Raw genomic sequence first — 21,724 nt, forward strand, 5'->3', positions numbered from 1 at the left:
GCTTTCAGGCCCCAGGCTTGCGTTTCCGCTACGACGCCGCCATCGCAGCGGGCAGCGTCGGGCCCGACGGTCCTGCCACAACAGGCCGTCGCCCACAGAACCTTCGCGCGACCGCCTCAGCGCCCGATCTGCTTGCGCATCTCCATCGCCTCGAACACCGCGATCGCCGCGGCCGCCGGCTGGTCGTTGGGGATGTCGTGCGAACTGTCGGCGATGGTCACCCGCTTGGCGTAGCGCGAGGTGCCGATCAAGGCCATGTGGGTCTGCTCGCGCGCGGCCAGCAAGGCCTTGAGGTCGTCGGCCGGCGCGCCGGCGTAGGGCTGCTCGGCGCTGAGCACGATCACCGGCTTGCCGTCGTGGCGCTCGCTCTTGGCCACCGCGCTGCCGTACATCGACAGGCGGTCCTGCGAGCCGGAAATCACCGTCTCCCAGAACGCCGGCTTGGAACGCCAGGCGCGGATCGAGGCGTTGAGTTTGTCGCTGTAGTTCGGGTTCGGCGGACGCAGGCAGTTCTTCAGGTCCGACGGCGGCCGCGCCGCCGCCAGGCGGCCGTCGCGCGCGCCCTGCTCGCAGCCGCGGTACATCGCCAGCATGCGCGGCGCCATCTCGGCTTCGGTCTTGGCGTAGGAGGCGGAGAATTCGCCGACGTTCTGCTCCGGCGGGTCGACCAGCACCAGCGCCGCGACCTGCTTGGGATAGAGCTCGTCGTAACGGCGCACCAGTTGGCTGCCGTAGGAATGGCCGACCAGGATCAGCGGGGTGTCAAGGTCGGCCGCGTCGATCAATGCGCGCAGGTCGGCGACGTCGGCCTTGAGGTCGCGCGGCAGCGGGCCGCCGTCGCTGAAGCCCAGGCCGGCGCGGTCGTAGGCGCAGACCCGGTTGCGCTGGGCGATCTGCGGCTGGGCCTTGGCCCAGGCCAGCGAGTCGGAGCCGAAGCCGGATTCCAGCAGCACCGTCGGCGAGCCTTCGCCGCTGCAGCGCAGGTTGAGCTTGCGCCCGCCGCCGATGTCGATGCGCTCGCCGGGTTCGGCGTAGACGTCCAGGCTGGTGTCCGCCGGCGGCCGCGGCTTGGCCCGCGCCGCGGGCTTGGCCGGCGCGCCGACGGCGCCGGCCGCGACCGCCATCAAGGCCGCCGCCATCGCCGCGCTGGTGGTATGCCTTAGTGTTCCGCGTGCCGCGTCCATCGCCGCCCCGCCCGATCAATGAAGCGGCGATGGTAAGCAAGACCGGAGCGGTTGCCGGCGCCCCCCGGCACGCGCAAGACAGACTCGATTCAGTTCCGCTGCACCGCGGCAAGGCCGTTCGCAAGCCGATGGCAAACGCCGTGTCGATTTCGGCCGCCGTGGTTCGTCGCCATGACAGAAGCGGCCGAAACGGGGTCGCTTCCCCTCAAACCGAACGACTTCTCAGGAGAACCGCCATGCGCTTCATGATGCTGATGATCCCCCAGGGCTACGAATCCGCCGCGCCGGGCACCCTGCCCAGCGCCGAGCAGGTGGTGGCGATGATGGCCTACAACCATTCCCTGCAGGCGGCCGGCGTGCTGCGCGCGCTCGACGGCCTGCACCCGCCGTCGATGGGCGCGCGGGTCAGCTTCCGCGGCGGCCGGCCGAGCGTGACCGACGGCCCGTTCCCGGAGGCCAAGGAAGTGCTCGGCGGCTACTGGGTCATCGAGGTCGCCTCGCGCGAGGAAGCGGTCGAATGGGCCAAGCGTTGCCCGGGCGCGGACAACGAGACCATCGAGGTGCGGCAGATGATGGACGTCGAGGATTTCCCGGAAGACGTGAAGAAGGCGGTCGAAGGGTTCGAGGCGCCGCAGCAGGCCTGAGGGCTTCCTGTAGGAGCGGCGCGAGCCGCGACTGCGACAACGCAACCATTGCGCGAGTTTCGCGGTAGTTGCGTTGTCGCAGTCGCGGCTCGCGCCGCTCCTACAGGGAGGATCGCGCAGTTACGCGATTTCGCGGCCGGCGCTGGCCTGCCACACCTCGTACCAGTCCTGCGCCGACAACCGGATCGCCAACGCGTCGACCGCGTCGCGCAGGCCTTGTTCGCGGCCGCTGCCGGTGATCGGCCACGGCTGCGACGGGTGCCGCAGCAGCCAGGCGTAGGCCATCGTCGCCACCGATGCGCCGCCGTGGCGGCGGCCGAGGTCTTCCAGCACCGCGCGCACGCGCTGCGCGCGTTCGTCGCCGCCGCCGAACAAACGGCCGCCGGCCAGCGGCGACCACAGCATCGGCCGCATCCGCAGCGCCTGGCATTGCTCCAGGGTGCCGTCGTCCAGCGGCGGCAGGTGCAGCGGCGAGAGTTCGACCTGATGGGTCGCCAGCGGATGCCGCGCCTGCAGCAGCGCCAGCTGCGCCGGGGTGTGGTTGGACACGCCCGCGTGCAGCAGCTTGCCGGCGGCCTTGAGCTCGGCGAAGGTCGCGGCGAGTTCGTCGGCGTCCATCAGCAAGTCGGGGCGGTGGATCAGCAGCACATCGAGATAATCGGTGCGCAGCGCGCGCAGGGAGTTGTCGACGCTGGCGAGCACGTGCGCGCGCGAGGTGTCGTAGGACTTGATCGCATGCGCGGGCCGTTGCGCCGAGGTCAGCTTGATCCCGCACTTGCTGATGAGGCGGATGCGCTGGCGCAGCGCCGGCTGCAAGGCCAGGGCTTCGCCGAACAGACCTTCGACCGAATAGTCGCCGTAGATGTCGGCGTGATCGAAGCTGTCGATGCCCAGGTCCAGCGCCTGGCCGATCCAGCGCAGGCGCTGGCCGGGATCGAGGTTCCATTCGGCCATGCGCCAGCAACCGGCGACGATGGGGGACAGGTTCAGCGGTTCGGCAGCGCTCATGCGGGGCGAGGACGGCGAGGAGGACCGCCAGTCTAGCCGCGCCGCGGCGGCGATGGGTTCGCCGCAGCCGCGACGGCGGCCGCAAACCACGACGGTCCTGCCGTGGGTCAAGCGCTGTCGGTCAACTCGTCGATGCGCGCGTACAAGGCGTCGAAATGCGCCTCCAGCAGCGGATGCGCGCCGCGCACGCCGGCGATCACCTGCGCGGTCCAGTCGAAATAATCGCGCTTGCGCTGGCGCGGCCACGCCGGCGGCGCGTCGAGCAGGTCGCTCAGATTGCAGATCTTGTCGGCCAGCTTGACCAGCTTGGCTTCGGCCGAGATGTGCGGCGCACGCTCGATCTGCAGGCGCTTGCGCTCGGCCTTGGGCAGGGCCTTGTCGTCGGTGACCTCGCGCACCACCGCGGCGATGCGCGCGCCGAACGCCAGTTCGATCTCCTCGAACGTGGTCGCGGTGTCCTCGACGGTGTCGTGCAGCAAGGCCGCGCACAGCACCACCGGGTCGGCGATGCCGCCGAGGTTGGCCAGGGTGTCGGCCAGCGCCAGCGGGTGGTTGATGTAGGGGCTGCGCTCGGCGTCGAGCCGGCGCTGGCGGCGGTGACGTTGCGCGGCGAAGGCCGCGGCGCGAAGGACGAGTCCGTGTTCGGTGTGCATGCGTGCTCCTGCGTGGTCGCCCAGCCGCCGGCGCCGCGCAGCTGGGGGCTGGGCGACGCGATGGACTTGGGGAGTGTGCGGCGATGCGCCGCGGGACGCGGCCGTTGCGGCCGCGTCGCCATTGTAGCGCGGGCTCAGGCCGACAGCGCGGCCATCGCCTCGATTTCGAACAGCATGCCGTCGAGCGCCAGCCGCGGCACCGGAATCAGGGTGCAGGTCGGCCGGTGACCGGCGCCGAACGCGGCGGCGAGTTCTTCGCCGAACACCGCCAGCCGCGCGTGGCTGTGGTCGACCACCAGCACGGTCAGCTTGACCACGTCGCGCGGCCCGGCGCCGGCCGCGGCCAACGCGGTGCCGAGGTTGGCGAAGGCCTGCCGCACCTGCGCGCGGAAGTCCGCGGCCAGCGCGCCGTCGGCGGTTTCGCCGCCCTGCCCGGCCACCAGCACCCAGCGCGCGCCGGCGGCGACGCGGGCGAGGTGCGAGTAGCCGTTGGGCGCGGGGTCGTAGAGGCCGACGGGGTTGTCCAGGGTGAAGACGGAAGCGTTCATCGCGAATCCTGTGCGGGGGAGTTATCGGGACGACGATGCACCCTCCGCGGTTGTGACGTCGATGGGCTCAGGCCGCGTCGGCCTGCCCGTGCGCGAGCGCGAAGCCCTCGTCGAGCCAGCCGGTCACGCCGCCGGCCATCAGCTTCACCGGCCGCTCCAGCTCGGCCAGCCGCACCGCCGCGCGCGCTGCGCCGTTGCAGTGCGGGCCGGCGCAATACACCACGAACAAGGTCTGCGGCGGATACGCCGCCAGCCGCGAGGCGATCAGCTTGCGGTGCGGGATATTGACCGCGCCGGGCACGTGGCCGGCGGCGAACTGCTCCGGGCCGCGCGCATCGACCAGGACGAAGCCGGGCTCGCCCGCGGCCAGCGCGGCGTGCACGTCCCAGCAATCGGTTTCGAAGCCGAACTGGGCGCTGAAGTGGGCCAACGCCTGGGCGGACGCGGCGGCGGGGATTTCGGTGACGGCGTTGCGCATGGTCGAGCTCCGGGTGGGGACGCGGCCATTGTCGGCCGCAGCCGCTTGCGCGAGGATTGGCGCAATCGCCAAGCATCGATCAGATCCCGCCAATGTCGCCCCGCCCTGCCCCGCTGCGCCGCGCCGGCCCGTCCAATCCACGGGTCGCGGTGTTGGTCTACGACGGCCTGTGCGCGTTCGAGTTCGGCTGCGCGGCCGAAGTGTTCGGCCTGCCGCGCCCGGAACTGCAGGCCGAGCTGCGCGGCCGCGCCTGGTACGGCTTCGAAACCTGCGCCGCGCAGCGCCGCCCGCTGCGCGGCCAGTACGGGCTGAGCCTGCGCGCCGACGCCGGTCTGGACCGCCTGGCCGAGGCCGGCACGGTGATCGTGCCGGGCTGGCGCGGCTGCGACGAACCGGTGCCGGCCGACATCGCCGCGGCCGTACGCGCAGCGCATGCGCGCGGCGCGCGGGTGCTGTCGATCTGCTCGGGCGCGTTCGTGCTGGCCGCCGCCGGATTGCTCGACGGCCGTCGCGCGACCACCCATTGGCGCTACGCCGAAACCTTGCGCGCGCGCTATCCGCGCATCGACGTCGACGCCGATGCGATCTACGTCGACGAAGGCCGCCTGCTGACCTCGGCCGGCAGCGCCGCCGGCCTGGACCTGTGCCTGCATCTGGTGCGGCGCGACTGGGGCGCGCGCATCGCCAACCACGTGGCGCGGCGGCTGGTGATCGCGCCGCATCGCGAAGGCGGCCAGGCGCAATACATCGAACGGCCGGTGCAGCGCAGCGAGCGCGGCGCGCTGGCGCCGTTGCTCGAACGCGTGCGCAAGCGCCTGGGCGAGCCGTGGAGCGTGACCGAACTGGCGCGGCTGGCGGCGATGAGCGAGCGCAGCTTCCTGCGCCGGTTCAAGCAGGCCACCGGCGCCAGCCCGGCCGACTGGCTGATCCAGGCGCGGGTCGAACGCGCGCGCGAACTGCTGGAAACCACCGACGCGCCGCTGGAACGCATCGCCGGCGACGCCGGTTTCGGCAGCGCGGTGACGATGCGCCACCACTTCCGCCGCAAGCTCGGGGTCGGGCCGCGCGATTATCGCGAGCGCTTCGCGCGCGGATCGCGCTGAAGCGGTTCGCGTCGCAAGCCGCGGCCGGCCGAACGCGACAGCGGCTGCGTTACCATCGCGCTGCGTACCGACGCGCTTCGTCGCAAGGATCGGGACCCGCATGGCCCAGCCGCCGCCCACCCTCTCGCTGACCGCACGCTGCATCGTCGAAATCGACGGCCAGGACGACGTGATCGCGTTCGCCATCGGCCCCGAGCGCGCGGTCTACGTCTTGCAGGCGTTAGGCCCGCACGGGCGCGGACAGCCGCCGCCGGCGTACCCCGTGCGCGCGTGGCTCGACGGCCAGTGCACGCTCGACCTGCGCTTCGAAAGCCCGACCTGCCTGCTCTACGCCTTGCAGCCGCTCGGCGCCGACCTGTTGTTCCTGGGCGTTCCGCTCGGCCCCGACCGCCGCAGCGCCGGCAACGGCCGGGTGTATTCGCGCGAAGGCCGGCCGCTGCGCGAGCTGCATCTGGGCGACGGCATCGAACATGTCCAGACCACGCTCAAGGGCGCGATCTGGACCGCGTATTTCGACGAGGGCGTGTTCGGCGACGACCCGGTCTCGCAACACGGGCTCGCCGCCTGGGACGCGGACGGCGAGTGCGTCTACCGCTTCCACCCCGATCTGGCCGGGCTCGACCACATCTGCGACTGCTACGCGCTCAACGTCGCCGACGACCGCGAAACCTGGCTGTACTACTACACCGCTTTTCCGCTGGTGTTGCTGCGCGGACGCCGGGTGGCGCGCTACTGGAACGTGCCGGTCGCAGGCGCGCATGCCTTCGCCGCGCGCGGCGAGCACGCGCTGTTCACCGGCGGCTACCGCGAGCACGACCGCTTGACGTTGCTGCGGCTCGACGACGCCGCGCAATGCGCGATCCTCGCCCGCTTCCAGGCCTGCGACGACGACGGCGCGCCGCTGCCCGCCGAGCGTTTCCACGGCCGCGCCGATACGCTGTATTTCCTGTCCGAACGCCGCATCTGGGCGATCGATCTGGATCAGGCGCTCGCCGCGCTGCGCTGAGCGCGCCGGCTCACTTCGCCGCGGCGGCCTTGCGCTGCTCGATCTGCCGCTGCAAGCCGCGTTCGAACGCGGCGCCCTGCGCGAGCTGGCGGTCGATCTCGCCGATCGACAGCCAGCGCCCCTGCGCGAACACGCCGGCGACCTTGCCGGTGTTGTGGATGTCGGCGAGCGGATCGGCGTCGAGCAACACCAGATTGGCGCGCTCGCCCTCGCGCGCCGCGCCGCTGCCGGCCTGCGGGTCGAACAGGCGGTGGGCGTTGAGCGAGGCCGCGCGCAGCACCTCCAGCGGCTTCAGGCCGATCTCGCGCAGCTCGATCATTTCCTGCTGCACCGACACCCCGAACGCCAGCCCCGGCAATGCCGCGTCGGTGCCGACGGTCAGCGGCACCTTGCGCTTCCACAGCGCGCGGGTCAGCACGCGGGCGAAGTCGTAGCCGGCGGAGAAGGTGTCGGCGCCTTCCTGGTCGCGGAAGGCCTGGCTCAGGTAACGGTTGCCCGGCGCCGCCCAGTCGCGCCGGGTCACCGGATCGACCGTATCGTCCCAGCCGTGCGGCACCGCCGGCACTTCGCGCTGCGCGTACATGGTCACGATGGTCTTCAGCGTGACCAGGGTCGGCGTCACCGACATGCCGCTGTCGGCGACCGCCTGCGCCAGCGCCTCGATGTCGGTCGGCGCCAGATCGCTGCCGATGCGGCCGTAGCGCGCCAGTTCCTCGCTGTGGGCGATGTTGTTCATCGGATGGGCGAAGGCGAACGCGCGGTCGGCGCAGCTGGCGCAGCCCAGTTCCGGCAGATGGCCGGTGGTGATGTAGCCCTGGCGCTTGGCTTCCTCGACGATGGCGAGGTAGGTCTCGCGGTTGAGGAACTGGTAGGGCTTGATGAAGTCGTAACCGCGCTGCCTGGCGCGCTGCACCGCGGCGATGCCGTCGGCGGCGGTGGTCGGCGCCTCGGGCTTCGACGCCGGCACCGGCTGGCCGTCGGGCTTTACCGCCACCGCGGCGAGCGGGCCGTTGATGAGCTTGCCGACATAGAGCTTGGGACCGACCTCGCGGCCGGCGTCGATCTCGTCGCGCTGGCGCAGCAGGTCGTCGTCGCTGCCGACGCTGCCGCCGAGGTTGGCCGCGCCGGTCACGCCGGCCTTGAGCAGGCTCAGCATCACGTGGCGGTCGAACCGATGCTCCGCGCCGAGGTCCAGGCCGCTGATCGTCGGGTCCTTGCTGGCGCGGATCCCGCCTTCGGTGGCCAGGTGCACGTGCGCGTCGACGAAGCCCGGCAGCAGGTACTTGCCGCGTCCGTCCACCACTGTCGCATCGCCGACCCGCAGCTTGCCGCTGGCGGCGGCGATGCGGCGGATCCGACCGCTTTCGATCAGCACGTCGCGATGGGTCAGCACCTCGTCGGTGTCGAGCGGAATCACCGCGACGTCGCGCACCCAGTAACGCGGCGGCGCCTGCGCGGCGGCCTGCGCGCAAGCCGGCGCGGCGATGCTCAGGGCCAGGCCCAGGACGAGGAAGCGGACGTTCATGCGGTTCTCCTGCCAGTGGTTGCGATCATAACGGCGCGCGGCCTTCGCCGGCCTCCGATCGCAGACCGACGGCATGGGCAGATGCGCCATGCCGCGCTATGGTTGAAACGCGCCCCGCACGGGCGCTTTTTTCGCTACATGGACGGCACAAGGATGAAACGCAAGATCGTGATTTTCACCGGCGCCGGAGTCAGCGCCGAAAGCGGGCTCAAGACCTTCCGCGACATGGGCGGGCTGTGGCACGAGCACCGGCTCGAAGACGTGGCCTCGCCCGACGGCTGGCGCCGCGACCCGGCCACCGTGCTGCGCTTCTACAACGAGCGCCGCATCGGCGTGCTCGCGGCCAGCCCCAACGCCGCGCACGAGGCCATCGCCCGGCTCGAAGACAAGTACGAGGTGACCATCGTCACCCAGAACATCGACGACCTGCACGAGCGCGCCGGTTCGACCCGGGTGCTGCACGTGCACGGCGAAATCCTCAAGGCGCGCAGCACCGCCGACGAGTCGCGCATCTACCCGATGCGCAGCCCGCTGATCGAATTGGGCGACCTGTGCGAGCTCGGCAGCCAGCTGCGCCCGGACGTGGTCTGGTTCGGCGAGAACGTGCGCCACCTGAGCGAATCGGCGCAGCACTTCGCCGAAGCCGACAAGGTGCTGGCGATCGGCACCTCGCTGACCGTGTGGCCGGCGGCGGGACTGGTCGACTACGCCCCGGCCGAGGCCGAGCGCGTGTTCGTCTCGCCGGACCTGCAGGACGTGCCGGACGATTACCGCTTCCTGCGCGGAACCGCGGTGGAGACGGTGCCGGGGTTGGTCGAGGAGTGGTTGGCGCAGGCTTGAAACCGGCCGGCCACGGGCGCGGCGGCGCGGTCGCCGCCGCGCTTTCCTGAGCGGCCGGATCGCGCCGCGCTGCGAACGCAGCGCCCGGGCTTGAGGCATCGCCCACGAAACATACGCAAGCGTGTGGACAGCCCTCCGGCCCGCTCCTAGACTCGCCCCATGCGCCTGTCCCTCACCGCCGAACGCCGCATCGACGCGCCGCCCGAGGCGGTGTTCGCCTTGGCCCTGGACAGCGAGCGCTTCCCGGCCCTGTTCCCCGGCTACGGCCCGATTCCCGCGCTCAAGCGCATCACCGCGCTGGCGCCGCCGGCGGTCGGCGCGCTGCGGTCGCTGGAGAACAGCGACGGCTCCAAGCTGATGGAGCGCATCACCGAACTGGACGCGCCGCGCCTGCACGCCTACACCCTCAGCGGCCTGCGCCCGCCGCTGGCGTGGCTGGCGCGCGAGGGCCACGCGCGCTGGGACTTCACGGCCGACCGCGACGACGGCGCCGACGCCACCCGGGTGCGCTGGCGCTACGAATTCGAACTGACCTCGCCGTTGGCGTGGCCGCTGGCCGCGCCGTTGCTGCGCGGCTGCATGCGCGCGGCGATGGCGCGTTGCCTGGAACGCATGGCGCAGGCGCTGGAAGGCGCCTGGCGCACGGAGCGGCGCTGATGGAAGAATGGATCCTGCTGGCGCTGGCGCCGGTGTTCCTGGCCCTGATCGGTTGGGAGGCGTGGTATTGGCGCAAGCGCCGGCCCGGCCAGTACAGCCTGCGCGACACCTTGTCGAACGCGGCGCTGGCGCTGATGCATCAGGCCAGCGACGCGATCGCGTGGCTGATCGTCATCGGCCTGTATTACGCGGTCTATGCCCACCGACTGTTCGACCTGCCGGCCTCGGTCTGGACCATCGCCGCCTTGTTCGTCGCGCAGGATTTCTTCTACTACTGGTTCCACCGCGCCAGCCACCGCATCCGCTGGCTGTGGGCCTCGCACGTCACCCACCATTCCTCCGAGCGCCTGAACCTATCGACCGCTTTCCGCCAGAGCCTGACGTACCCGATCTCGGGCATGTGGGTGTTCTGGCTGCCGCTGGCCTGGATCGGCTTCGAGCCCAAGCACATCGTCGCGGTGGTGGCGATCAATCTCGCGTTCCAGTTCTTCGTCCACACCGAGGCGGTCGGCAAGCTCGGCTGGCTGGAGAAGGTGTTCAACACGCCCTCGCACCACCGCGTGCACCACGCGCGCAATCCGCAGTACATCGACCGCAACTACGCCGGCGTGCTGATCGTCTGGGACAAGCTGTTCGGCACCTATGTCGAAGAAGACGCGGCCACGCCGTGCGAGTACGGCATCGTCGGCCAGATCCGCAGCCACAATCCGATCAAGCTGACCTTCCACGAATGGATCGCGATGTTCGCCGACGCCTGGCGCGCGCGCGGCCTGCGCGGCGCGTTCGGGCAGTTGTTCGGGCCGCCGGAGCGTTCGCTGGCGCATCTGCGCCGCGGCGGCGGCGAAGACGCGGCCGCGCGCTGAGCGCGGCGCACCGCTATTTGGGTTGCAGTCCGAAGTAAGCGTACGCCGCCGACACCGCCAGCCCCAGCCACGCCTGCCCGTGCGTGGTCAGCACCGGCAGCGCCGCCGGGTGGTACAGGCCGACCAGGAACGCGGTCAGGCCGGTGCCGATCCAGACCAGGACGAAGAACACCGACACGATCGTCAGCGTGCGCACCGCGCCGGTCGAGGCGTCGCTGTCGAGCACGCGCGCGCCCGGCGCTTCGCCGGGCTTGGACAGGGCCAGTTCGGCGATCACCAGCGCCGACACCAGCCCGCCGATCACCGACAAGGCCTGGGCCATGCCGTCGTTGAAGTGGCTGGCCGCGTACTCGGTGCAACCGGTCTTGCCCACGCACAGCGCCACCCGCACGGCGAGGCTGATCAGGTGCACGTAGATCCCGAGCAGGATCACCGAGATCACTCCGCCGAAAACCTTTTTCATCGTCCACCTCGCAGTCGTGGCGGCGGCCGGCGCGGCGCGCGGCTGCGCGCGCGGCGGAGCGTCCGCCCCCGCACGCGCTCCACCTGCCTATGCGAACGAAGCGCCGCGGCCGTGCAGGACACGCCCGCCGCAGCGGCTTGAAGAAGACGACTTCGAACGGCCCGCTCCGATCGGACGGCTCCGGCGCGCCGCTCAGTCCTGGGTTTCGCCCGACAGCGGCGTGGCCTGCATCGACGCGCGGCGCGCGAATCCGTCGAACCAGGCGCTCAGCCGCGGGCGGCCCGCGCGGAAGTCGGGCAACTCGCGGAACTCCAGCCAGCCCAGCGCGGTGGCGACCGCGATATGGCCCAGGTGCACGGGCGAATCGACGTCCAGTTCGCGTTCCAGCCAGTCGTAGCTTTCCAGCAGCTTCTGCGTATAGCCCTCGCGCAGCGCCTCGTAGCGCAGCGCCTCCGGGCGGCGCACGGTTTCCCAGCGCACCTTGATTCCGCTGTCGGCGAGACCCTGCGCCACCGCCTGCAGGCGCAGCACGTGCCAGCGCGCTTCGCCGTGCGCGGGGATCAGCGGGTCACGCTCGTGCAAGGTGTCGAGGTAGGCGCAGATGATGTCGGAGTCGAACAGCGGCGGCAGGCCCGGACGCAGCAGCACCGGCACCTTGCCGAGCGGGTTTTCGGCGTAGACGGCTTCGTTGCGCAGGGTCGGGCTGGTCTCGTGGTGGATCACTTCGATGCGTTCGCCCAGGCCCGCTTCCAGGGCGAACACCAGGGCTTTGCGGGCGAACGGCGAGTGGGTCTGGTACAGCAGGCGCATGGGGGGCGTCCTTCGGGGTCGGGGCGGCTTGAGTGCAGGCGCACAGGCTAACGGCGCGGCCGCGCGTTTTCGCCGCATCCGCGCCGGAGCCCACGCGGTTTTCCGGCGTGCGCGCGCCGCATCGCGCCCGCCGGCGGCCGCGCACGCGGCGGCTAAGATGGCGGCCATGAAACTCGATCGCTTCGACCGCCAATTGCTCAATCGGGTCCAGGACGACGCCGACCAGACCGCCGAACGCTTGGCCGAACAGGTCGCGCTGTCGCCGTCGGCGATCCAGCGCCGGCTGCGGCGGCTGCGCGAGGCCGGGGTGATCCAGCGCCACGCCGCGGTGCTCGATCCCAAGCGGGTCGGCAAACCGACGTTCTTCGTGGTCTCGCTGCAGGTCGAACGCGAGCGGCCGGAACTGCTGACCCAGCTGCGCCACTGGCTGGCCGCGTGCGCGCAGGTGCAGCAGGCGTTCTACGTCACCGGCGAGGCCGATTTCGTGCTGGTGGTGACTGCGCCGGACACCGAAGCCTTCGACGCGCTGATGCTGCGGCTGGTGGCGGAGAATCCGAACGTGCGCCGCTTCGGCACCAATGTCGCGTTGAGCCTGGTCAAGCGCGGGCTGGCGATTCCGGTGGACGAGGACGACGGCGCCGATTGAGGTTGCGCACAGGCGGGCTACTGCGCTGCGCGCTCGTGCGCCAAACACCCGACCAGAAACTCCACCGTCGCGCGCACGCCCGGCAACTGCCCGCGCCGATGCGGCATCACCAGCGTCGTGGTCACCGAGCCCGCATTCCACGACGGCAACACCCGCCGCAAGCGCCCGTCGCCGAGCTCGGCCGCGCACAACCGCTCGGGCAACACCGCGATCCCCAGCCCCGCGACCGCAGCCGCGGCCAGCACCCGGCTTTCGTTGGCGACCATGCGCGGCCGCGGCGTCGCCGCGACGCTGGCGGCGCCGTCCGCGCGCAGCGTCCACACGCCGTTGTTCGGCCCGGTCAGCAAGCCGTCGTGCGCGCTCAGTTCCAGCGGCGCCTGCGGCAGGCCGCGCTCGTCCAGGTACGCCGGCGCCGCCACCAGCACGATCGCCTCGACCGCGGCCTGCCGCTGGATCAGCCCCGAATCCGGCAACGGCGCGAAGTGGCTGCGCACGCCGATGTCGTAACCCTCCTGGACCAGATCGACGAAGCGGTCGCTGACGTCGACTTCGACCTGCAGGCGCGGATACGCGCGCGCCAGCGCCGGCAAGTGCGGCGCCAGATATTCCTGCGCGGTCGGCACGCCGCAGGTGATGCGGACCCGCCCACTGGGTTCGGCGACGCGGCTGCGCACCGCGTTCTCGGCCGCCTCGGTTTCGATCAGCGCCGCGCGCGCGTGCTCGTGGAAATCGCGGCCGGTGTCGGTCAGCACGAAGCTGCGCGAGGTGCGGTGGATCAGGCGCACGCCCAGTTCGTCCTCGAGCGCGGCCACGCGCTTGCTGATGGTCGACTTCGGCACGCCGAGCCGGCGCGAGGCCGCGGCGAAGCCGCCGCTGTCGACGGCGGTCGCGAACAGGACCAGATCGTTGAGGTTCAACATGCGCGAAAAGTACACATATGTGGACTTTGAGTCCACTTTTTGCCGACTACACGGCCAAAGTCCACGAACCTACAGTTCTCGCACCCGCCGCGAACGACGCGGCTCACACGAACCCAAGGAACCCACCATGTCCCCGATCCTCTACTACGGCGTCCCCTCCGGCTGCTCGTTCGGCTCCATCGTCGCCCTGGAATGGTCCGGCCAGCCGTACCGGCTGGCGCGGGTCAACATGCCCGAAGACATGCAGACCGAGCTGTTCGCCGCGATCAACCCGGTGCGCGAGACGCCGGCGCTGACCACCGCGCGCGGCGATTTCCTCGCCGAGAGCCTGGCCATCCTCAACCACATCGGCGCGCTGCCGGGCGCGCTGGACGCCGGCATCTCGTTCAAGCAAGGCACGCCGGAGTTCGACGAGCTCAACCGCATGCTGGCGTTCCTCAACACCACCTTCTTCGGCTCGTTCTCGTCGCTGTGGTGGCTGCTGGAACACGAATCCGACGACGAGACCAAGCGCGTGCTGACCGAGTACGGCCGCATGCGCGTGGTGCGCGCGCATCAGGAGCTGGAGCGTATGCTCGGCGACAAGCGCTGGCTGCTCGGCGAACAGCGCACCCTCGCCGACGCTTACTTCATCGGCATCGCGCGCTGGACCAAGTACCACAGCGTGGTCGACCGCCGCGATTACCCGAACCTGCAACGCCTGTTCGATCAGCTGGAGGCCGATCCGGCGGTGGCGTTCGCCCACGCCATCGAGCAGCAGCGCCCGGCCGTCAGCACCGGCCGCTTCGAGGGCGAAGTCGGCATCGCCGAGTCGGTCGCGTTCCGGCGCGCGGCCTGACATAGGCCCCGAAACGACGAATCCCCCGGAGCCGCGAGGCGCCGGGGGATTCGCGAAGGGTCTTGCCGATGGCGCTGCGCGCTTAGCCTTGCGCTTCCATCGCCACCTCGGCCCGCACCAGCGGCCGGCGCTTGCGCGGGCGGCTCGGGAAGGCGTGGCGGACGATCCGCCAGCTGACCTCGGCGAACTGCCGCGGCAGCGAGCCGGTGTCGTAATGCTGGCCGTAGCGCTCGCAGATCTCGCGCACTTCCACCGCCATCGCCGCATAACGCCACGCCGGGATGTCGGGATAGAAGTGGTGCTCGATCTGATGGCTGAGGTTGCCGGTCATCAGGTTCATCGGCTTGCCGCCGGTCAGGTTGGCCGAGCCGCGCAGCTGGCGCAGATACCAATGCCCGCGCGATTCGTTGCGCACCGACTCCTTCGGGAACACTTCCACGTCGTGGGTGAAGTGGCCGCAGAAGATCACCACGTAGGTCCACACGTTGCGGATGCCGTTGGCGACCAGGTTGCCGAGCAGCACCGGCAGGAAGAACGGGCCGGCCAAGGCCGGGAACAGCACGTAGTCCTTGAACAGCTGCTTGCCCATCTTGCGCCCGACCGGCGCGAACTTGCGCCACATCTGGCGGTGCGTGGTCTTGCCGGCCAGCCAGCGGCCGACGCGCAGTTCCTGGATCGCCACGCCCCACTGGAACAGCAGCGCGAACACCACCGCGATCGGCGGCTGCAGCAGATAGAACGGGCGCCAGCGCTGCTCCGGGAAGATCCGCAGCAGGCCGTAGCCGATGTCGTCGTCCATGCCGCGCACGTTGGTCCAGGTGTGGTGCTGGTAGTTGTGCGTCTTGCGCCAGTTGTCGCCGGTGGCGACGATGTCCCATTCGTAGCTGCGGCCGTCCAGGTGCGGATCGCGCATCCAGTCGTACTGGCCGTGCATGACGTTGTGGCCGACTTCCATGTTCTCCATGATCTTCGACGCCGCCAGCAGCAGCGCGCCGAGCACGCAGGCCGGCCACAGCAGCCACGACACGAACGCGCCGCCGATCGCGCCGACGTACAGCAGCAGGCGCCCGGCCAGTCCGGTCCAGCGCACCGCCGCGACCACCCGGCGGATGTAGACGGCGTCGACCTCGCCCACCTGCGCCAGCGTGCGCGCGCGCAGAGCGTCGAGTTCTTCGCCGAAGCGGTCGAGTTCCAGCGCGCTCAGCGCGCGGTTGCGTTGCTTGCTCATGCGAGGGGCTTCAAGGAGGAAAGAGGGAACGTCAAAGGTCGAGGACGAGATCGCCGGCCGGCGCGCTGACGCACAGCCGCAGCGCCGACGCCGGTTCGGCGTGCAGCTCGCCGGTATGCAGATGGCGAGTGGCGCCGGCGGACTTGCCGCAGGCGCAGGTGTTGCACAGGCCCATGCGGCAGCCCGACGGCAGCTTCAGGCCCTGCGCTTCCAGCGCGGTCAGCAGCGATTCGCCGCGCGGCAACTGGAAACTGCGGCCGCTGCGCGCGAGCACGACTTCGGCATGGCCCTCGTCGCCGGCCGCGCGCGGCGGCGGGGTGAAGGCTTCGCTGGCGAACGCGCGCGCGCCGGTTTCGGCCAGCGCGCGCGCGCTGTCGACGAAACCGCCGGGGCCGCAGGCGAACACGGCGCATTCGCGCAGATCGCCGGCATGGCGCGCGAGCAGATCGGCGTCGATGCGGCCGGCGTCTTCGTCGCCGGCGCGCGGCTCCTGCCGGGTCAGCAGGAAGCGCACGCGGAAATTCGGATGTTGCGCGGCCAGCTCGCGCAGTTCGTCGGCGAAGCACAGCTCCTCGCGGCGGCGCGCCCAGTACAGCAGGGTCAGCGGCGCCGGCATGGCCAGCGCGGCTTGCGCGCGCACCATCGCCATCAGCGGGGTGATGCCGCTGCCGGCGGCGAGGAACACGCGCGCCCCGTCGGCGCGTTCGGGCAAGGTCATCTCGCCGAACGCAGGGCCGAGCTCGAGCACGTCGCCGATGCGCGCGCGGCTGTGCAGATAGCCGCTGAGCTTGCCGCCTTCGATCGCCTTGACCGTGATCTCGATGCGGCCGTCGGCGCGCGGGGCGTCCGACAGGCTGTAGCTGCGCGTCACCAGGGCGCCGTCGATGCGCGCGCCGATGAGCAGATGCTGGCCGGCGACGGCACCGGCCCAGTGCCGGTTCGGCGCCAGCAGCAGCGTCACCGCGTCGGCCGAGGCCTCGCTGCAGCCGACGATGCGCGCCAGCGGGCGCTCCCACGACCAGGTCGGATGGAGCCGGGAAGCCCAAAAATCAAAGACTTGCGGCGAAACAAACGGCGAAACCAGGCGGCGCAGGCGACTGCGCGGACGGGCGGCGGCGGGGCGGACGGCAGCGTTCATGGGGGGCACTATACAGATATCCGCACAGTTGTGTGCACAACCGTATATTAATTCAGCAACGGGAGTATCATGTCCGCTGCCCGTCCACGCGCCGCCGCCCCGTGAGCCAACGCCTTATCACCGACATCGACGTCGACAGCCACCCGGGCCGCAAGGCGACGATTTCGCGCGAGGACATCATTTACGCCGCGCTGAAGCTGGTCGGCCCGCACCGCAGCGTGTCCTCGCTGAGCCTGCGCGAAGTCGCGCGCGAAGCCGGCATCGCGCCGAACAGCTTCTACCGCCAGTTCCGCGACACCGACGAACTGGCGGTGGCGCTGATCGACCTGGCCGGACAATCGCTGCGCAAGATCGTCGGCGAGGCCCGCCACCGGCTGACCACGCGGCGCAGCATCGTGCGCAGTTCCATCGAGGCTTTCATGGAACAGTTGCGCGCCGATGACCGCCTGCTGCACGTGCTGCTGCGCGAAGGCACGGTCGGCTCGGACGCGTTCAAGCGCGCGGTCGACCGCGAACTGTCGTTCTTCGAGGAAGAACTGCGCGTCGACCTGATCCGATTGGCCGCGTTCGACAACGTCGAACTGTACGAACCGGCGCTGGTGGCGCGTTCGATCACCCGCCTGGTGTTCGCGATGGGCGCCACCGCGATGGACATGCCGCGCGAGAAGGATCCGGAGCTGATCGAACAGATGAGCGCGATGGTGCGGATGATCCTGGCCGGGTCGCGGGCGATGGCGGAGCGGGGCAAGGCGGCGCGGGCGCGGGCGGCGAAGATGCGCTGAATTCCGGCTGCGGAGGCGGTTCGCGACACTGCCTGCCAGTTCGTCATCCCGAGTCGAAGCCCATCGGGCCGACGGCCACTTCGCCGATCAGTTATCCCATCCGCATACGCCCTCGGCACCGACCGGCCGCAGCGTCGGCAGGCCCAACCGCGCCGCTATCGCTTTATAGGCTTCCCGATGCATCGGCTCGCCCAGGGCCTGTGCAGGCGGCTCGCCCGGCGCGCGCGCCTGCTTCGCGTAGATCACATACATCGGCCGCAGGGTCGATTGCGGCGGCCGTTGCTCGATGGCGATGTAGGCGGCGTTTTCGGCAACCGCAGATACGCAGGGATCGGAAACTCCCATTGTGGTCGCGGGCCCTACCCGATAGGCCAGATGCGCATCGTCGGGGCCATCGATCCACAAGATCACATAGTTTCCCGACGACCATAGTTCCCTGGAATCCAGCACCCCGCACCCGGACAAAGCGACGGCCAACGCGAGCGCGATACACAGCGCCTTCATGGCCTATCGCCTTCAGGCGCGCTTTCGCGCTTCCTCTCGGCCGTCGCCGCAGCCAGTACCGCATCCCAGATCGCCCGCGGCGGCGCCGCCGCATAACCCGACTCCTGCGCGTCGTTGCATTCGATCACGATCCAGCGACCATCCGCAGTTTTGGCGATGTCGACCACCAGGAACGGCACCTGCAACCGCCGTGCCGCTTCACCGGCGATGGTCAGCCCCGCTTCGATGTCGTCGCAAGCGTAGGCGGCGGCTTGATACCAGTAGCGTCCCCAACCCACGCAGGTTCCGCGCCACCAGAAGCTGCGGAATTCCAACGATGCGGGCACCTTGCCGGCGATACCGCCCGCCACCGGCGCCAACGGCACGAATTCGCGAACCGCCGGCCGCTGCCAGTGCAATACCGGATCGCGCTGGTACTGCTCCACCGCCCATGCGTAATGCTCGCGGTCTCCGATCACCGACAGCTTGGCGTTGTGCTTGCTGGTCTGACGCGAGCCCTTGAGAAAGATCGGCCAGGCGAACTCGGCCTCGATGCGTTCGGCCGGCGGCAAGCGCTCGAATATCCGTGTTCGAGGGGTCAGGTCGTGCAGCAGTGGGTACCAATGATCCAGTTCGCTGGCGCGCTCGTGCTCGGATGGCGAGTTGACCGGCCGCAGCCCCAGTTCCGCCAATTCGGCATAGCGCGCGGGGTAATCCTCGACCGCGCCGACGCGCAGAACGCAGGGCGTATCGGGCGCGAAGAACGGCGGATGCCGGCAGTCGTAGTACAAAGCGAAGTCGAAATCATAGACGGACACGCCGACAGGCTGGGCGACTACCGCCAGCGTGTTTTCCAACAGGGCGATTTCCATTCGCGGCTCCTCGTGCATTTTTGGTCGGCCCGGTCCGGCCGAAACCGTGAGCTCGCCGAGGTTACGACACCCAAAGCTTTTCCAGTACTTCCACGCCGCCAGCGCTCACCCGCACCCGCCAGCCGTCGCCATCCAAAGGGCCGCGGAAATTGTCCACGAAATAGAACGGCGCCTGCGGAAATGGCGCGAAACTCGACCAGCCGATCGGATGCGGCTCCTGCGCGCGCCCCACCGTCAGATAGTCGCAAAACACCTTGAACGACTGCGGCGGACGCGGCTGAATCGAGTCCCAGTCGACCCACCACGCGCGCTGCAGCGGCTGCGCCATCGGGTCGGCCCGCTCCGAACCAAGCTCGCAGACGATGGCCTCGTGCGACGACACCCATACGCCCCGGCGCAGTTGCGCCGGCGAATAGCGGCGCCATTCGTCCTGCAGGAACGCCAGCAGTCGCGTTTCGTCTTCATGCGAATCTTGCATGTTCATCCCCTGCCCGGCTCGTACATCGCCGAATACTTGAGTATCAGCGCCAGCATCGCGTGCGGGTCCACCGCCAGGCCCGACAGATTCACGTTGATCGTAGCGAAGCCCGCATGCTCGTGAAGCCCGAACAGTGGCTGCAGATGCGGCGGCAACTCGCTGCGCCAGCGTTCGGGGTCGCGCAACCGCAAGCAGACGAAATGGCCGTTCCCCACCGAGAGCAACTGCGCATCGGCGATATCGCGCCACACGATGACACCGATGCCGAGAGTGCCGTCGTACAAACCGTCGTCGTCGATCGACAGCCGCGGCCTGCGATCGATCAGCTGGAACGCGCAGACCACCGCGCACGCGCCGAAGAACACGATCGCGGCGCCGCCGACCAGGAACGCGGCCAGGCCCGACTCGCACAGCACGATGAACGCGCCGGCGGCGACGAACGACAAGGCGCCGAGCAGCGCCAGCACCGACTTCCAACGCGGGTTCGCGACCACGAGCTTCATCGAATCCCAGCCTCCGCCGCGCCTGCGGGCGCGCGAGCCCTACACCGATCCGCTGTGCCCTCGTCCCTGCGCATCGCCGCTCCCTGGGCGCCGGAACCCCGCGGCGCTGTCTTGTGTCCGCCGACTCTAGCCGGTCCGCCGCGGCGCCGGCCAATACTTAGCCGGCCAGGAAACAGTCGTTGCAATCGTCCGGGAGCCGTGGCAATACTTAGCCACGAAGGAAACCTTACCCCGACCCGTGAGCCCGCCATGTCCTTGCACCTGTATTCGCACCCCTTGGCCTCGTTCTGCCACAAGGTGCTGATCGCGCTGTACGAGAACGACACCCCGTTCCAGGCGCATCTGGTCGATCTCGGCAATCCCGACAGCAAGGCCGATTTCCTCGACTTGTGGCCGGTCGGCAAGATGCCGGTGCTGCGCGACGAAGCGCGCGGGCGCACGGTGCCGGAGACCTCGATCATCGTCGAGTACCTGCAACAGCACTATCCCGGCCCGCGCGCGCTGCTGCCGGCGGATGCGGACGCGCGCCTGGAGGTGCGCCTGTGGGACCGCTTCTTCGATCTGTACGTGCAGACGCCGATGCAGCGCCTCGTCGCCGAGGAAATGCGCGGCGTCGACGAAAAAGACCCGCGCGGCGCCGCCGACGCGCGCGCGACGCTGGCGGTCGCCTACGCGATGATCGAGCGCCAGGCCGAGCGCGACTGGATCTGCGGCGACGCGTTCACCCTCGCCGACTGCGCGGCCGCGCCGGCCTTGTTCTACGCCGCCATCGTCGCGCCGTCCGCGCCGGAACAGACGCGCTTGCGCGATTACTACGACCGCTTGATGGACCGCGCCTCGGTGCGCCGCACGCTGGCCGAAGCGCGGCCGTACTTCCCGCTGTTCCCGTTGCGCGACCGCATTCCCGCGCGCTTCCTCGAAGACTGACGCCATGCCGAACCGCACCGCCCGCCGCGGCGAGGATCCCGAACGCCTGGACCGTTTGTTCCAGGCCCTGGCCGACGCCAGCCGCCGCAGCATGATCGACCGCCTCAGCGCCGGCCCGGCCTCGGTGTCGGAACTGGCGCAGCCGCTGGCGATGGCGCTGCCGTCGGTGGTCAAGCATCTGGCCGTGCTCGAATCCGGCGGAATCGTACTGTCGGAAAAACGCGGCCGCGTGCGCACCTACCGCATCGCGCCCGACGCGCTGGCCGCGGTGGAAACCTGGCTGGCGCAGCGCAAGGCCCGCTACCAGGTGCAGTTCGACGCGCTCGAACGCTATCTGGCCAGCCAACCCGACGACGAGGACGAGACATGAGCGAGCGCAGCGTGCAGCACGGCGAATTCACCATCGAACGCCGGTTCGCGGCCAGCCCGCGCAAGCTGTTCCGCGCCTGGGCCGACCCGCAGGCCAAGCGCGCCTGGAGCACCTGCGAGAACGGCATGGAGGTCGTCGAGCACCGCATGGAGTTCCGCCGCGGCGGCGAAGAAGTCATCGTCAATCGCGGGCCCGATGGCCTGATCCACCGCTTTCATGGGCATTACTTCGGCATCGTCGAAAACCAGCGCATCGTCTACGGCTTCTCGATGGACGTCGGCGACGACCGCCTGACCGCATCGCTGGCGACGGTGCAGTTCATCGCCGACGGCGACGGGGCGCGGATGGTGTTCACCGAGCAACTTGCGTTCTTCGACGGCTTGCAGACGCTCGAAGACAGGCGCGAGGGTACGCAGGTGTTGTTCGAGAACATCGCGCTGTACCTGCTCGAAGCGCCGCCGCACTGACCTGCGCCGCCTCGATTCCGACTGTAGGAGCTGCGCTAGCTGCGACCGCGGGGTAGCCGGTTGCGCCGTAAGCGCGCTATCGCGGTCGCAGCTTGCGCAGCTCCTACAGTCGGACTTCGAACAAAACCGCACCGCGAGCCGCCGCCGTTCACAGGGAGAACGGCGGCGGCCGCAGTGCGGCGGTGACTCGGGTCGATGCTCGGCGATCCAGCTATTGGCCTGTCTTTCCACACGCCGCGGCGTGGGGTGCCCGCCTCACCCACGCTAGGCAAATACCTGCGCGTTGGCGA

27 protein-coding genes are annotated in these 21,724 nt (G+C 70.0%); 12 read left to right on the top strand and 15 right to left on the bottom strand.

What is annotated here, in order from left to right; genetic code table 11:
• Positions 1-116 precede the first annotated feature (116 nt).
• Positions 117-1,184: an alpha/beta fold hydrolase gene (locus JHW38_RS12430; protein ID WP_207521641.1), complete on the bottom strand. Its 1,068-nt coding sequence runs from the start codon at positions 1,182-1,184 to the stop codon at positions 117-119.
• Between the two features lie 236 nt (positions 1,185-1,420).
• Here JHW38_RS12430 and JHW38_RS12435 point away from each other — a divergent pair, with 236 nt between their 5' ends.
• Complete coding sequence (locus tag JHW38_RS12435; protein WP_207521642.1) at positions 1,421-1,828, top strand: YciI family protein; 408 nt, start codon at positions 1,421-1,423, stop codon at positions 1,826-1,828.
• Positions 1,829-1,948: 120 nt separating this feature from the next.
• On the opposite strand, the gene JHW38_RS12440 is transcribed toward JHW38_RS12435, so the two are convergent.
• From JHW38_RS12440 to JHW38_RS12455, 4 genes are all read right to left on the bottom strand, one after another.
• A complete protein-coding gene (locus tag JHW38_RS12440) occupies positions 1,949-2,836 on the bottom strand; it encodes an aldo/keto reductase (protein WP_207521643.1) in 888 nt (295 codons plus the stop codon).
• 107 nt (positions 2,837-2,943) lie between these two features.
• Entirely contained in the window at positions 2,944-3,489 is a 546-nt protein-coding gene (locus JHW38_RS12445; RefSeq protein WP_207521644.1) for an HD domain-containing protein, read from the bottom strand.
• Between the two features lie 134 nt (positions 3,490-3,623).
• A complete protein-coding gene (locus tag JHW38_RS12450) occupies positions 3,624-4,037 on the bottom strand; it encodes a RidA family protein (RefSeq protein ID WP_207521645.1) in 414 nt (137 codons plus the stop codon).
• Positions 4,038-4,104: 67 nt separating this feature from the next.
• Complete coding sequence (locus JHW38_RS12455; RefSeq protein ID WP_207521646.1) at positions 4,105-4,515, bottom strand: rhodanese-like domain-containing protein; 411 nt, start codon at positions 4,513-4,515, stop codon at positions 4,105-4,107.
• A 92-nt stretch (positions 4,516-4,607) separates the two neighbouring features.
• Between JHW38_RS12455 and ftrA the strand changes: the two genes are divergently transcribed.
• Together ftrA and JHW38_RS12465 are read left to right on the top strand one after the other, a co-directional pair.
• A complete protein-coding gene (gene ftrA / locus JHW38_RS12460) occupies positions 4,608-5,618 on the top strand; it encodes a transcriptional regulator FtrA (RefSeq protein ID WP_207521647.1) in 1,011 nt (336 codons plus the stop codon).
• Between the two features lie 100 nt (positions 5,619-5,718).
• On the top strand, positions 5,719-6,624 hold the full coding sequence (locus tag JHW38_RS12465; protein WP_207521648.1) for a hypothetical protein: 906 nt from the start codon (positions 5,719-5,721) through the stop codon (positions 6,622-6,624).
• Between the two features lie 10 nt (positions 6,625-6,634).
• Here JHW38_RS12465 and JHW38_RS12470 read toward each other — a convergent pair whose 3' ends face one another.
• On the bottom strand, positions 6,635-8,149 hold the full coding sequence (locus JHW38_RS12470) for an amidohydrolase family protein (RefSeq protein ID WP_207521649.1): 1,515 nt from the start codon (positions 8,147-8,149) through the stop codon (positions 6,635-6,637).
• A gap of 153 nt (positions 8,150-8,302) precedes the next feature.
• On the opposite strand from JHW38_RS12470, the gene JHW38_RS12475 reads away from it, so the two are divergent.
• From JHW38_RS12475 to JHW38_RS12485, 3 genes are all read left to right on the top strand, one after another.
• Entirely contained in the window at positions 8,303-8,989 is a 687-nt protein-coding gene (locus JHW38_RS12475; RefSeq protein WP_207521650.1) for an SIR2 family NAD-dependent protein deacylase, read from the top strand.
• A 159-nt stretch (positions 8,990-9,148) separates the two neighbouring features.
• Positions 9,149-9,646 carry an SRPBCC family protein gene (locus JHW38_RS12480; RefSeq protein WP_207521651.1) on the top strand — a complete coding sequence of 166 codons (498 nt, stop codon included), beginning with the start codon at positions 9,149-9,151 and terminating at the stop codon, positions 9,644-9,646.
• On the top strand, positions 9,646-10,509 hold the full coding sequence (locus tag JHW38_RS12485; protein ID WP_207521652.1) for a sterol desaturase family protein: 864 nt from the start codon (positions 9,646-9,648) through the stop codon (positions 10,507-10,509). The genes JHW38_RS12480 and JHW38_RS12485 overlap by 1 nt, the downstream gene beginning before the upstream one ends.
• Before the next feature lie 13 nt (positions 10,510-10,522).
• On the opposite strand, the gene JHW38_RS12490 is transcribed toward JHW38_RS12485, so the two are convergent.
• The gene (locus tag JHW38_RS12490; RefSeq protein ID WP_207521653.1) at positions 10,523-10,972 is read right to left on the bottom strand and encodes a hypothetical protein; all 450 of its coding nucleotides are present in this window, start codon (positions 10,970-10,972) and stop codon (positions 10,523-10,525) included.
• 192 nt (positions 10,973-11,164) lie between these two features.
• Positions 11,165-11,782 carry a glutathione S-transferase gene (locus JHW38_RS12495; RefSeq protein ID WP_207521654.1) on the bottom strand — a complete coding sequence of 206 codons (618 nt, stop codon included), beginning with the start codon at positions 11,780-11,782 and terminating at the stop codon, positions 11,165-11,167.
• Between the two features lie 166 nt (positions 11,783-11,948).
• Between JHW38_RS12495 and JHW38_RS12500 the strand changes: the two genes are divergently transcribed.
• Entirely contained in the window at positions 11,949-12,428 is a 480-nt protein-coding gene (locus JHW38_RS12500; RefSeq protein WP_207521655.1) for an Lrp/AsnC family transcriptional regulator, read from the top strand.
• 17 nt (positions 12,429-12,445) lie between these two features.
• On the opposite strand, the gene JHW38_RS12505 is transcribed toward JHW38_RS12500, so the two are convergent.
• On the bottom strand, positions 12,446-13,348 hold the full coding sequence (locus JHW38_RS12505) for a LysR substrate-binding domain-containing protein (RefSeq protein WP_207521656.1): 903 nt from the start codon (positions 13,346-13,348) through the stop codon (positions 12,446-12,448).
• Positions 13,349-13,475: 127 nt separating this feature from the next.
• Here JHW38_RS12505 and JHW38_RS12510 point away from each other — a divergent pair, with 127 nt between their 5' ends.
• Entirely contained in the window at positions 13,476-14,186 is a 711-nt protein-coding gene (locus JHW38_RS12510) for a glutathione S-transferase family protein (RefSeq protein ID WP_207521657.1), read from the top strand.
• Between the two features lie 82 nt (positions 14,187-14,268).
• On the opposite strand, the gene JHW38_RS12515 is transcribed toward JHW38_RS12510, so the two are convergent.
• Complete coding sequence (locus JHW38_RS12515) at positions 14,269-15,414, bottom strand: fatty acid desaturase family protein (protein ID WP_207521658.1); 1,146 nt, start codon at positions 15,412-15,414, stop codon at positions 14,269-14,271.
• 31 nt (positions 15,415-15,445) lie between these two features.
• Positions 15,446-16,552, bottom strand: a complete 1,107-nt coding sequence (locus JHW38_RS12520; RefSeq protein ID WP_207521659.1) for a ferredoxin reductase — start codon at positions 16,550-16,552, stop codon at positions 15,446-15,448.
• Between the two features lie 116 nt (positions 16,553-16,668).
• Here JHW38_RS12520 and fabR point away from each other — a divergent pair, with 116 nt between their 5' ends.
• Positions 16,669-17,334, top strand: coding sequence for an HTH-type transcriptional repressor FabR (gene fabR / locus JHW38_RS12525; RefSeq protein ID WP_207526353.1), 666 nt, complete (start codon positions 16,669-16,671; stop codon positions 17,332-17,334).
• An 87-nt stretch (positions 17,335-17,421) separates the two neighbouring features.
• Here the strand turns inward: fabR and JHW38_RS12530 are convergent, their stop codons facing one another.
• The 4 genes from JHW38_RS12530 to JHW38_RS12545 form a co-directional block, all read right to left on the bottom strand.
• On the bottom strand, positions 17,422-17,838 hold the full coding sequence (locus JHW38_RS12530; protein ID WP_207521660.1) for a hypothetical protein: 417 nt from the start codon (positions 17,836-17,838) through the stop codon (positions 17,422-17,424).
• On the bottom strand, positions 17,835-18,689 hold the full coding sequence (locus tag JHW38_RS12535; protein ID WP_207521661.1) for an ATP-grasp domain-containing protein: 855 nt from the start codon (positions 18,687-18,689) through the stop codon (positions 17,835-17,837). Before JHW38_RS12535 ends, JHW38_RS12530 begins: the two co-directional genes overlap by 4 nt.
• Before the next feature lie 61 nt (positions 18,690-18,750).
• The gene (locus tag JHW38_RS12540; protein WP_207521662.1) at positions 18,751-19,173 is read right to left on the bottom strand and encodes a hypothetical protein; all 423 of its coding nucleotides are present in this window, start codon (positions 19,171-19,173) and stop codon (positions 18,751-18,753) included.
• Positions 19,170-19,670: an STM3941 family protein gene (locus tag JHW38_RS12545; protein ID WP_207521663.1), complete on the bottom strand. Its 501-nt coding sequence runs from the start codon at positions 19,668-19,670 to the stop codon at positions 19,170-19,172. The genes JHW38_RS12540 and JHW38_RS12545 overlap by 4 nt, the downstream gene beginning before the upstream one ends.
• Before the next feature lie 249 nt (positions 19,671-19,919).
• On the opposite strand from JHW38_RS12545, the gene JHW38_RS12550 reads away from it, so the two are divergent.
• From JHW38_RS12550 to JHW38_RS12560, 3 genes are read left to right on the top strand one after another with little or no spacing between them, the layout of a single operon-like run.
• Entirely contained in the window at positions 19,920-20,597 is a 678-nt protein-coding gene (locus JHW38_RS12550) for a glutathione S-transferase family protein (RefSeq protein ID WP_207521664.1), read from the top strand.
• Positions 20,598-20,601: 4 nt separating this feature from the next.
• Positions 20,602-20,967, top strand: coding sequence for an ArsR/SmtB family transcription factor (locus JHW38_RS12555; RefSeq protein ID WP_207521665.1), 366 nt, complete (start codon positions 20,602-20,604; stop codon positions 20,965-20,967).
• Positions 20,964-21,434, top strand: a complete 471-nt coding sequence (locus JHW38_RS12560; protein WP_207521666.1) for an SRPBCC family protein — start codon at positions 20,964-20,966, stop codon at positions 21,432-21,434. Before JHW38_RS12555 ends, JHW38_RS12560 begins: the two co-directional genes overlap by 4 nt.
• Positions 21,435-21,724: the final 290 nt, after the last annotated feature.

The organism is Lysobacter enzymogenes (assembly GCF_017355525.1).
GTDB classification, from domain to species: Bacteria; Pseudomonadota; Gammaproteobacteria; order Xanthomonadales; family Xanthomonadaceae; genus Lysobacter; species Lysobacter enzymogenes_C.

What these genes read in the sequence shown, in the direction of transcription:
- JHW38_RS12500 (WP_207521655.1), top strand. Translation starts at nt 11,949, where the DNA reads ATGAAACTCGATCGCTTCGACCGCCAATTGCTCAATCGGGTCCAGGAC.
- JHW38_RS12455 (WP_207521646.1), bottom strand. Translation starts at nt 4,515, where the DNA reads ATGCGCAACGCCGTCACCGAAATCCCCGCCGCCGCGTCCGCCCAGGCG.
- JHW38_RS12465 (WP_207521648.1), top strand. Translation starts at nt 5,719, where the DNA reads ATGGCCCAGCCGCCGCCCACCCTCTCGCTGACCGCACGCTGCATCGTC.
- JHW38_RS12510 (WP_207521657.1), top strand. Translation starts at nt 13,476, where the DNA reads ATGTCCCCGATCCTCTACTACGGCGTCCCCTCCGGCTGCTCGTTCGGC.
- ftrA (WP_207521647.1), top strand. Translation starts at nt 4,608, where the DNA reads ATGTCGCCCCGCCCTGCCCCGCTGCGCCGCGCCGGCCCGTCCAATCCA.
- JHW38_RS12520 (WP_207521659.1), bottom strand. Translation starts at nt 16,552, where the DNA reads ATGAACGCTGCCGTCCGCCCCGCCGCCGCCCGTCCGCGCAGTCGCCTG.
- JHW38_RS12485 (WP_207521652.1), top strand. Translation starts at nt 9,646, where the DNA reads ATGGAAGAATGGATCCTGCTGGCGCTGGCGCCGGTGTTCCTGGCCCTG.
- JHW38_RS12535 (WP_207521661.1), bottom strand. Translation starts at nt 18,689, where the DNA reads ATGGAAATCGCCCTGTTGGAAAACACGCTGGCGGTAGTCGCCCAGCCT.
- JHW38_RS12505 (WP_207521656.1), bottom strand. Translation starts at nt 13,348, where the DNA reads ATGTTGAACCTCAACGATCTGGTCCTGTTCGCGACCGCCGTCGACAGC.
- JHW38_RS12555 (WP_207521665.1), top strand. Translation starts at nt 20,602, where the DNA reads ATGCCGAACCGCACCGCCCGCCGCGGCGAGGATCCCGAACGCCTGGAC.
- JHW38_RS12540 (WP_207521662.1), bottom strand. Translation starts at nt 19,173, where the DNA reads ATGAACATGCAAGATTCGCATGAAGACGAAACGCGACTGCTGGCGTTC.
- JHW38_RS12560 (WP_207521666.1), top strand. Translation starts at nt 20,964, where the DNA reads ATGAGCGAGCGCAGCGTGCAGCACGGCGAATTCACCATCGAACGCCGG.
- JHW38_RS12450 (WP_207521645.1), bottom strand. Translation starts at nt 4,037, where the DNA reads ATGAACGCTTCCGTCTTCACCCTGGACAACCCCGTCGGCCTCTACGAC.
- JHW38_RS12475 (WP_207521650.1), top strand. Translation starts at nt 8,303, where the DNA reads ATGAAACGCAAGATCGTGATTTTCACCGGCGCCGGAGTCAGCGCCGAA.
- JHW38_RS12545 (WP_207521663.1), bottom strand. Translation starts at nt 19,670, where the DNA reads ATGAAGCTCGTGGTCGCGAACCCGCGTTGGAAGTCGGTGCTGGCGCTG.
- JHW38_RS12490 (WP_207521653.1), bottom strand. Translation starts at nt 10,972, where the DNA reads ATGAAAAAGGTTTTCGGCGGAGTGATCTCGGTGATCCTGCTCGGGATC.
- JHW38_RS12435 (WP_207521642.1), top strand. Translation starts at nt 1,421, where the DNA reads ATGCGCTTCATGATGCTGATGATCCCCCAGGGCTACGAATCCGCCGCG.
- JHW38_RS12550 (WP_207521664.1), top strand. Translation starts at nt 19,920, where the DNA reads ATGTCCTTGCACCTGTATTCGCACCCCTTGGCCTCGTTCTGCCACAAG.
- JHW38_RS12530 (WP_207521660.1), bottom strand. Translation starts at nt 17,838, where the DNA reads ATGAAGGCGCTGTGTATCGCGCTCGCGTTGGCCGTCGCTTTGTCCGGG.
- JHW38_RS12515 (WP_207521658.1), bottom strand. Translation starts at nt 15,414, where the DNA reads ATGAGCAAGCAACGCAACCGCGCGCTGAGCGCGCTGGAACTCGACCGC.
- JHW38_RS12470 (WP_207521649.1), bottom strand. Translation starts at nt 8,149, where the DNA reads ATGAACGTCCGCTTCCTCGTCCTGGGCCTGGCCCTGAGCATCGCCGCG.
- JHW38_RS12445 (WP_207521644.1), bottom strand. Translation starts at nt 3,489, where the DNA reads ATGCACACCGAACACGGACTCGTCCTTCGCGCCGCGGCCTTCGCCGCG.
- JHW38_RS12480 (WP_207521651.1), top strand. Translation starts at nt 9,149, where the DNA reads ATGCGCCTGTCCCTCACCGCCGAACGCCGCATCGACGCGCCGCCCGAG.
- JHW38_RS12430 (WP_207521641.1), bottom strand. Translation starts at nt 1,184, where the DNA reads ATGGACGCGGCACGCGGAACACTAAGGCATACCACCAGCGCGGCGATG.
- JHW38_RS12440 (WP_207521643.1), bottom strand. Translation starts at nt 2,836, where the DNA reads ATGAGCGCTGCCGAACCGCTGAACCTGTCCCCCATCGTCGCCGGTTGC.
- JHW38_RS12495 (WP_207521654.1), bottom strand. Translation starts at nt 11,782, where the DNA reads ATGCGCCTGCTGTACCAGACCCACTCGCCGTTCGCCCGCAAAGCCCTG.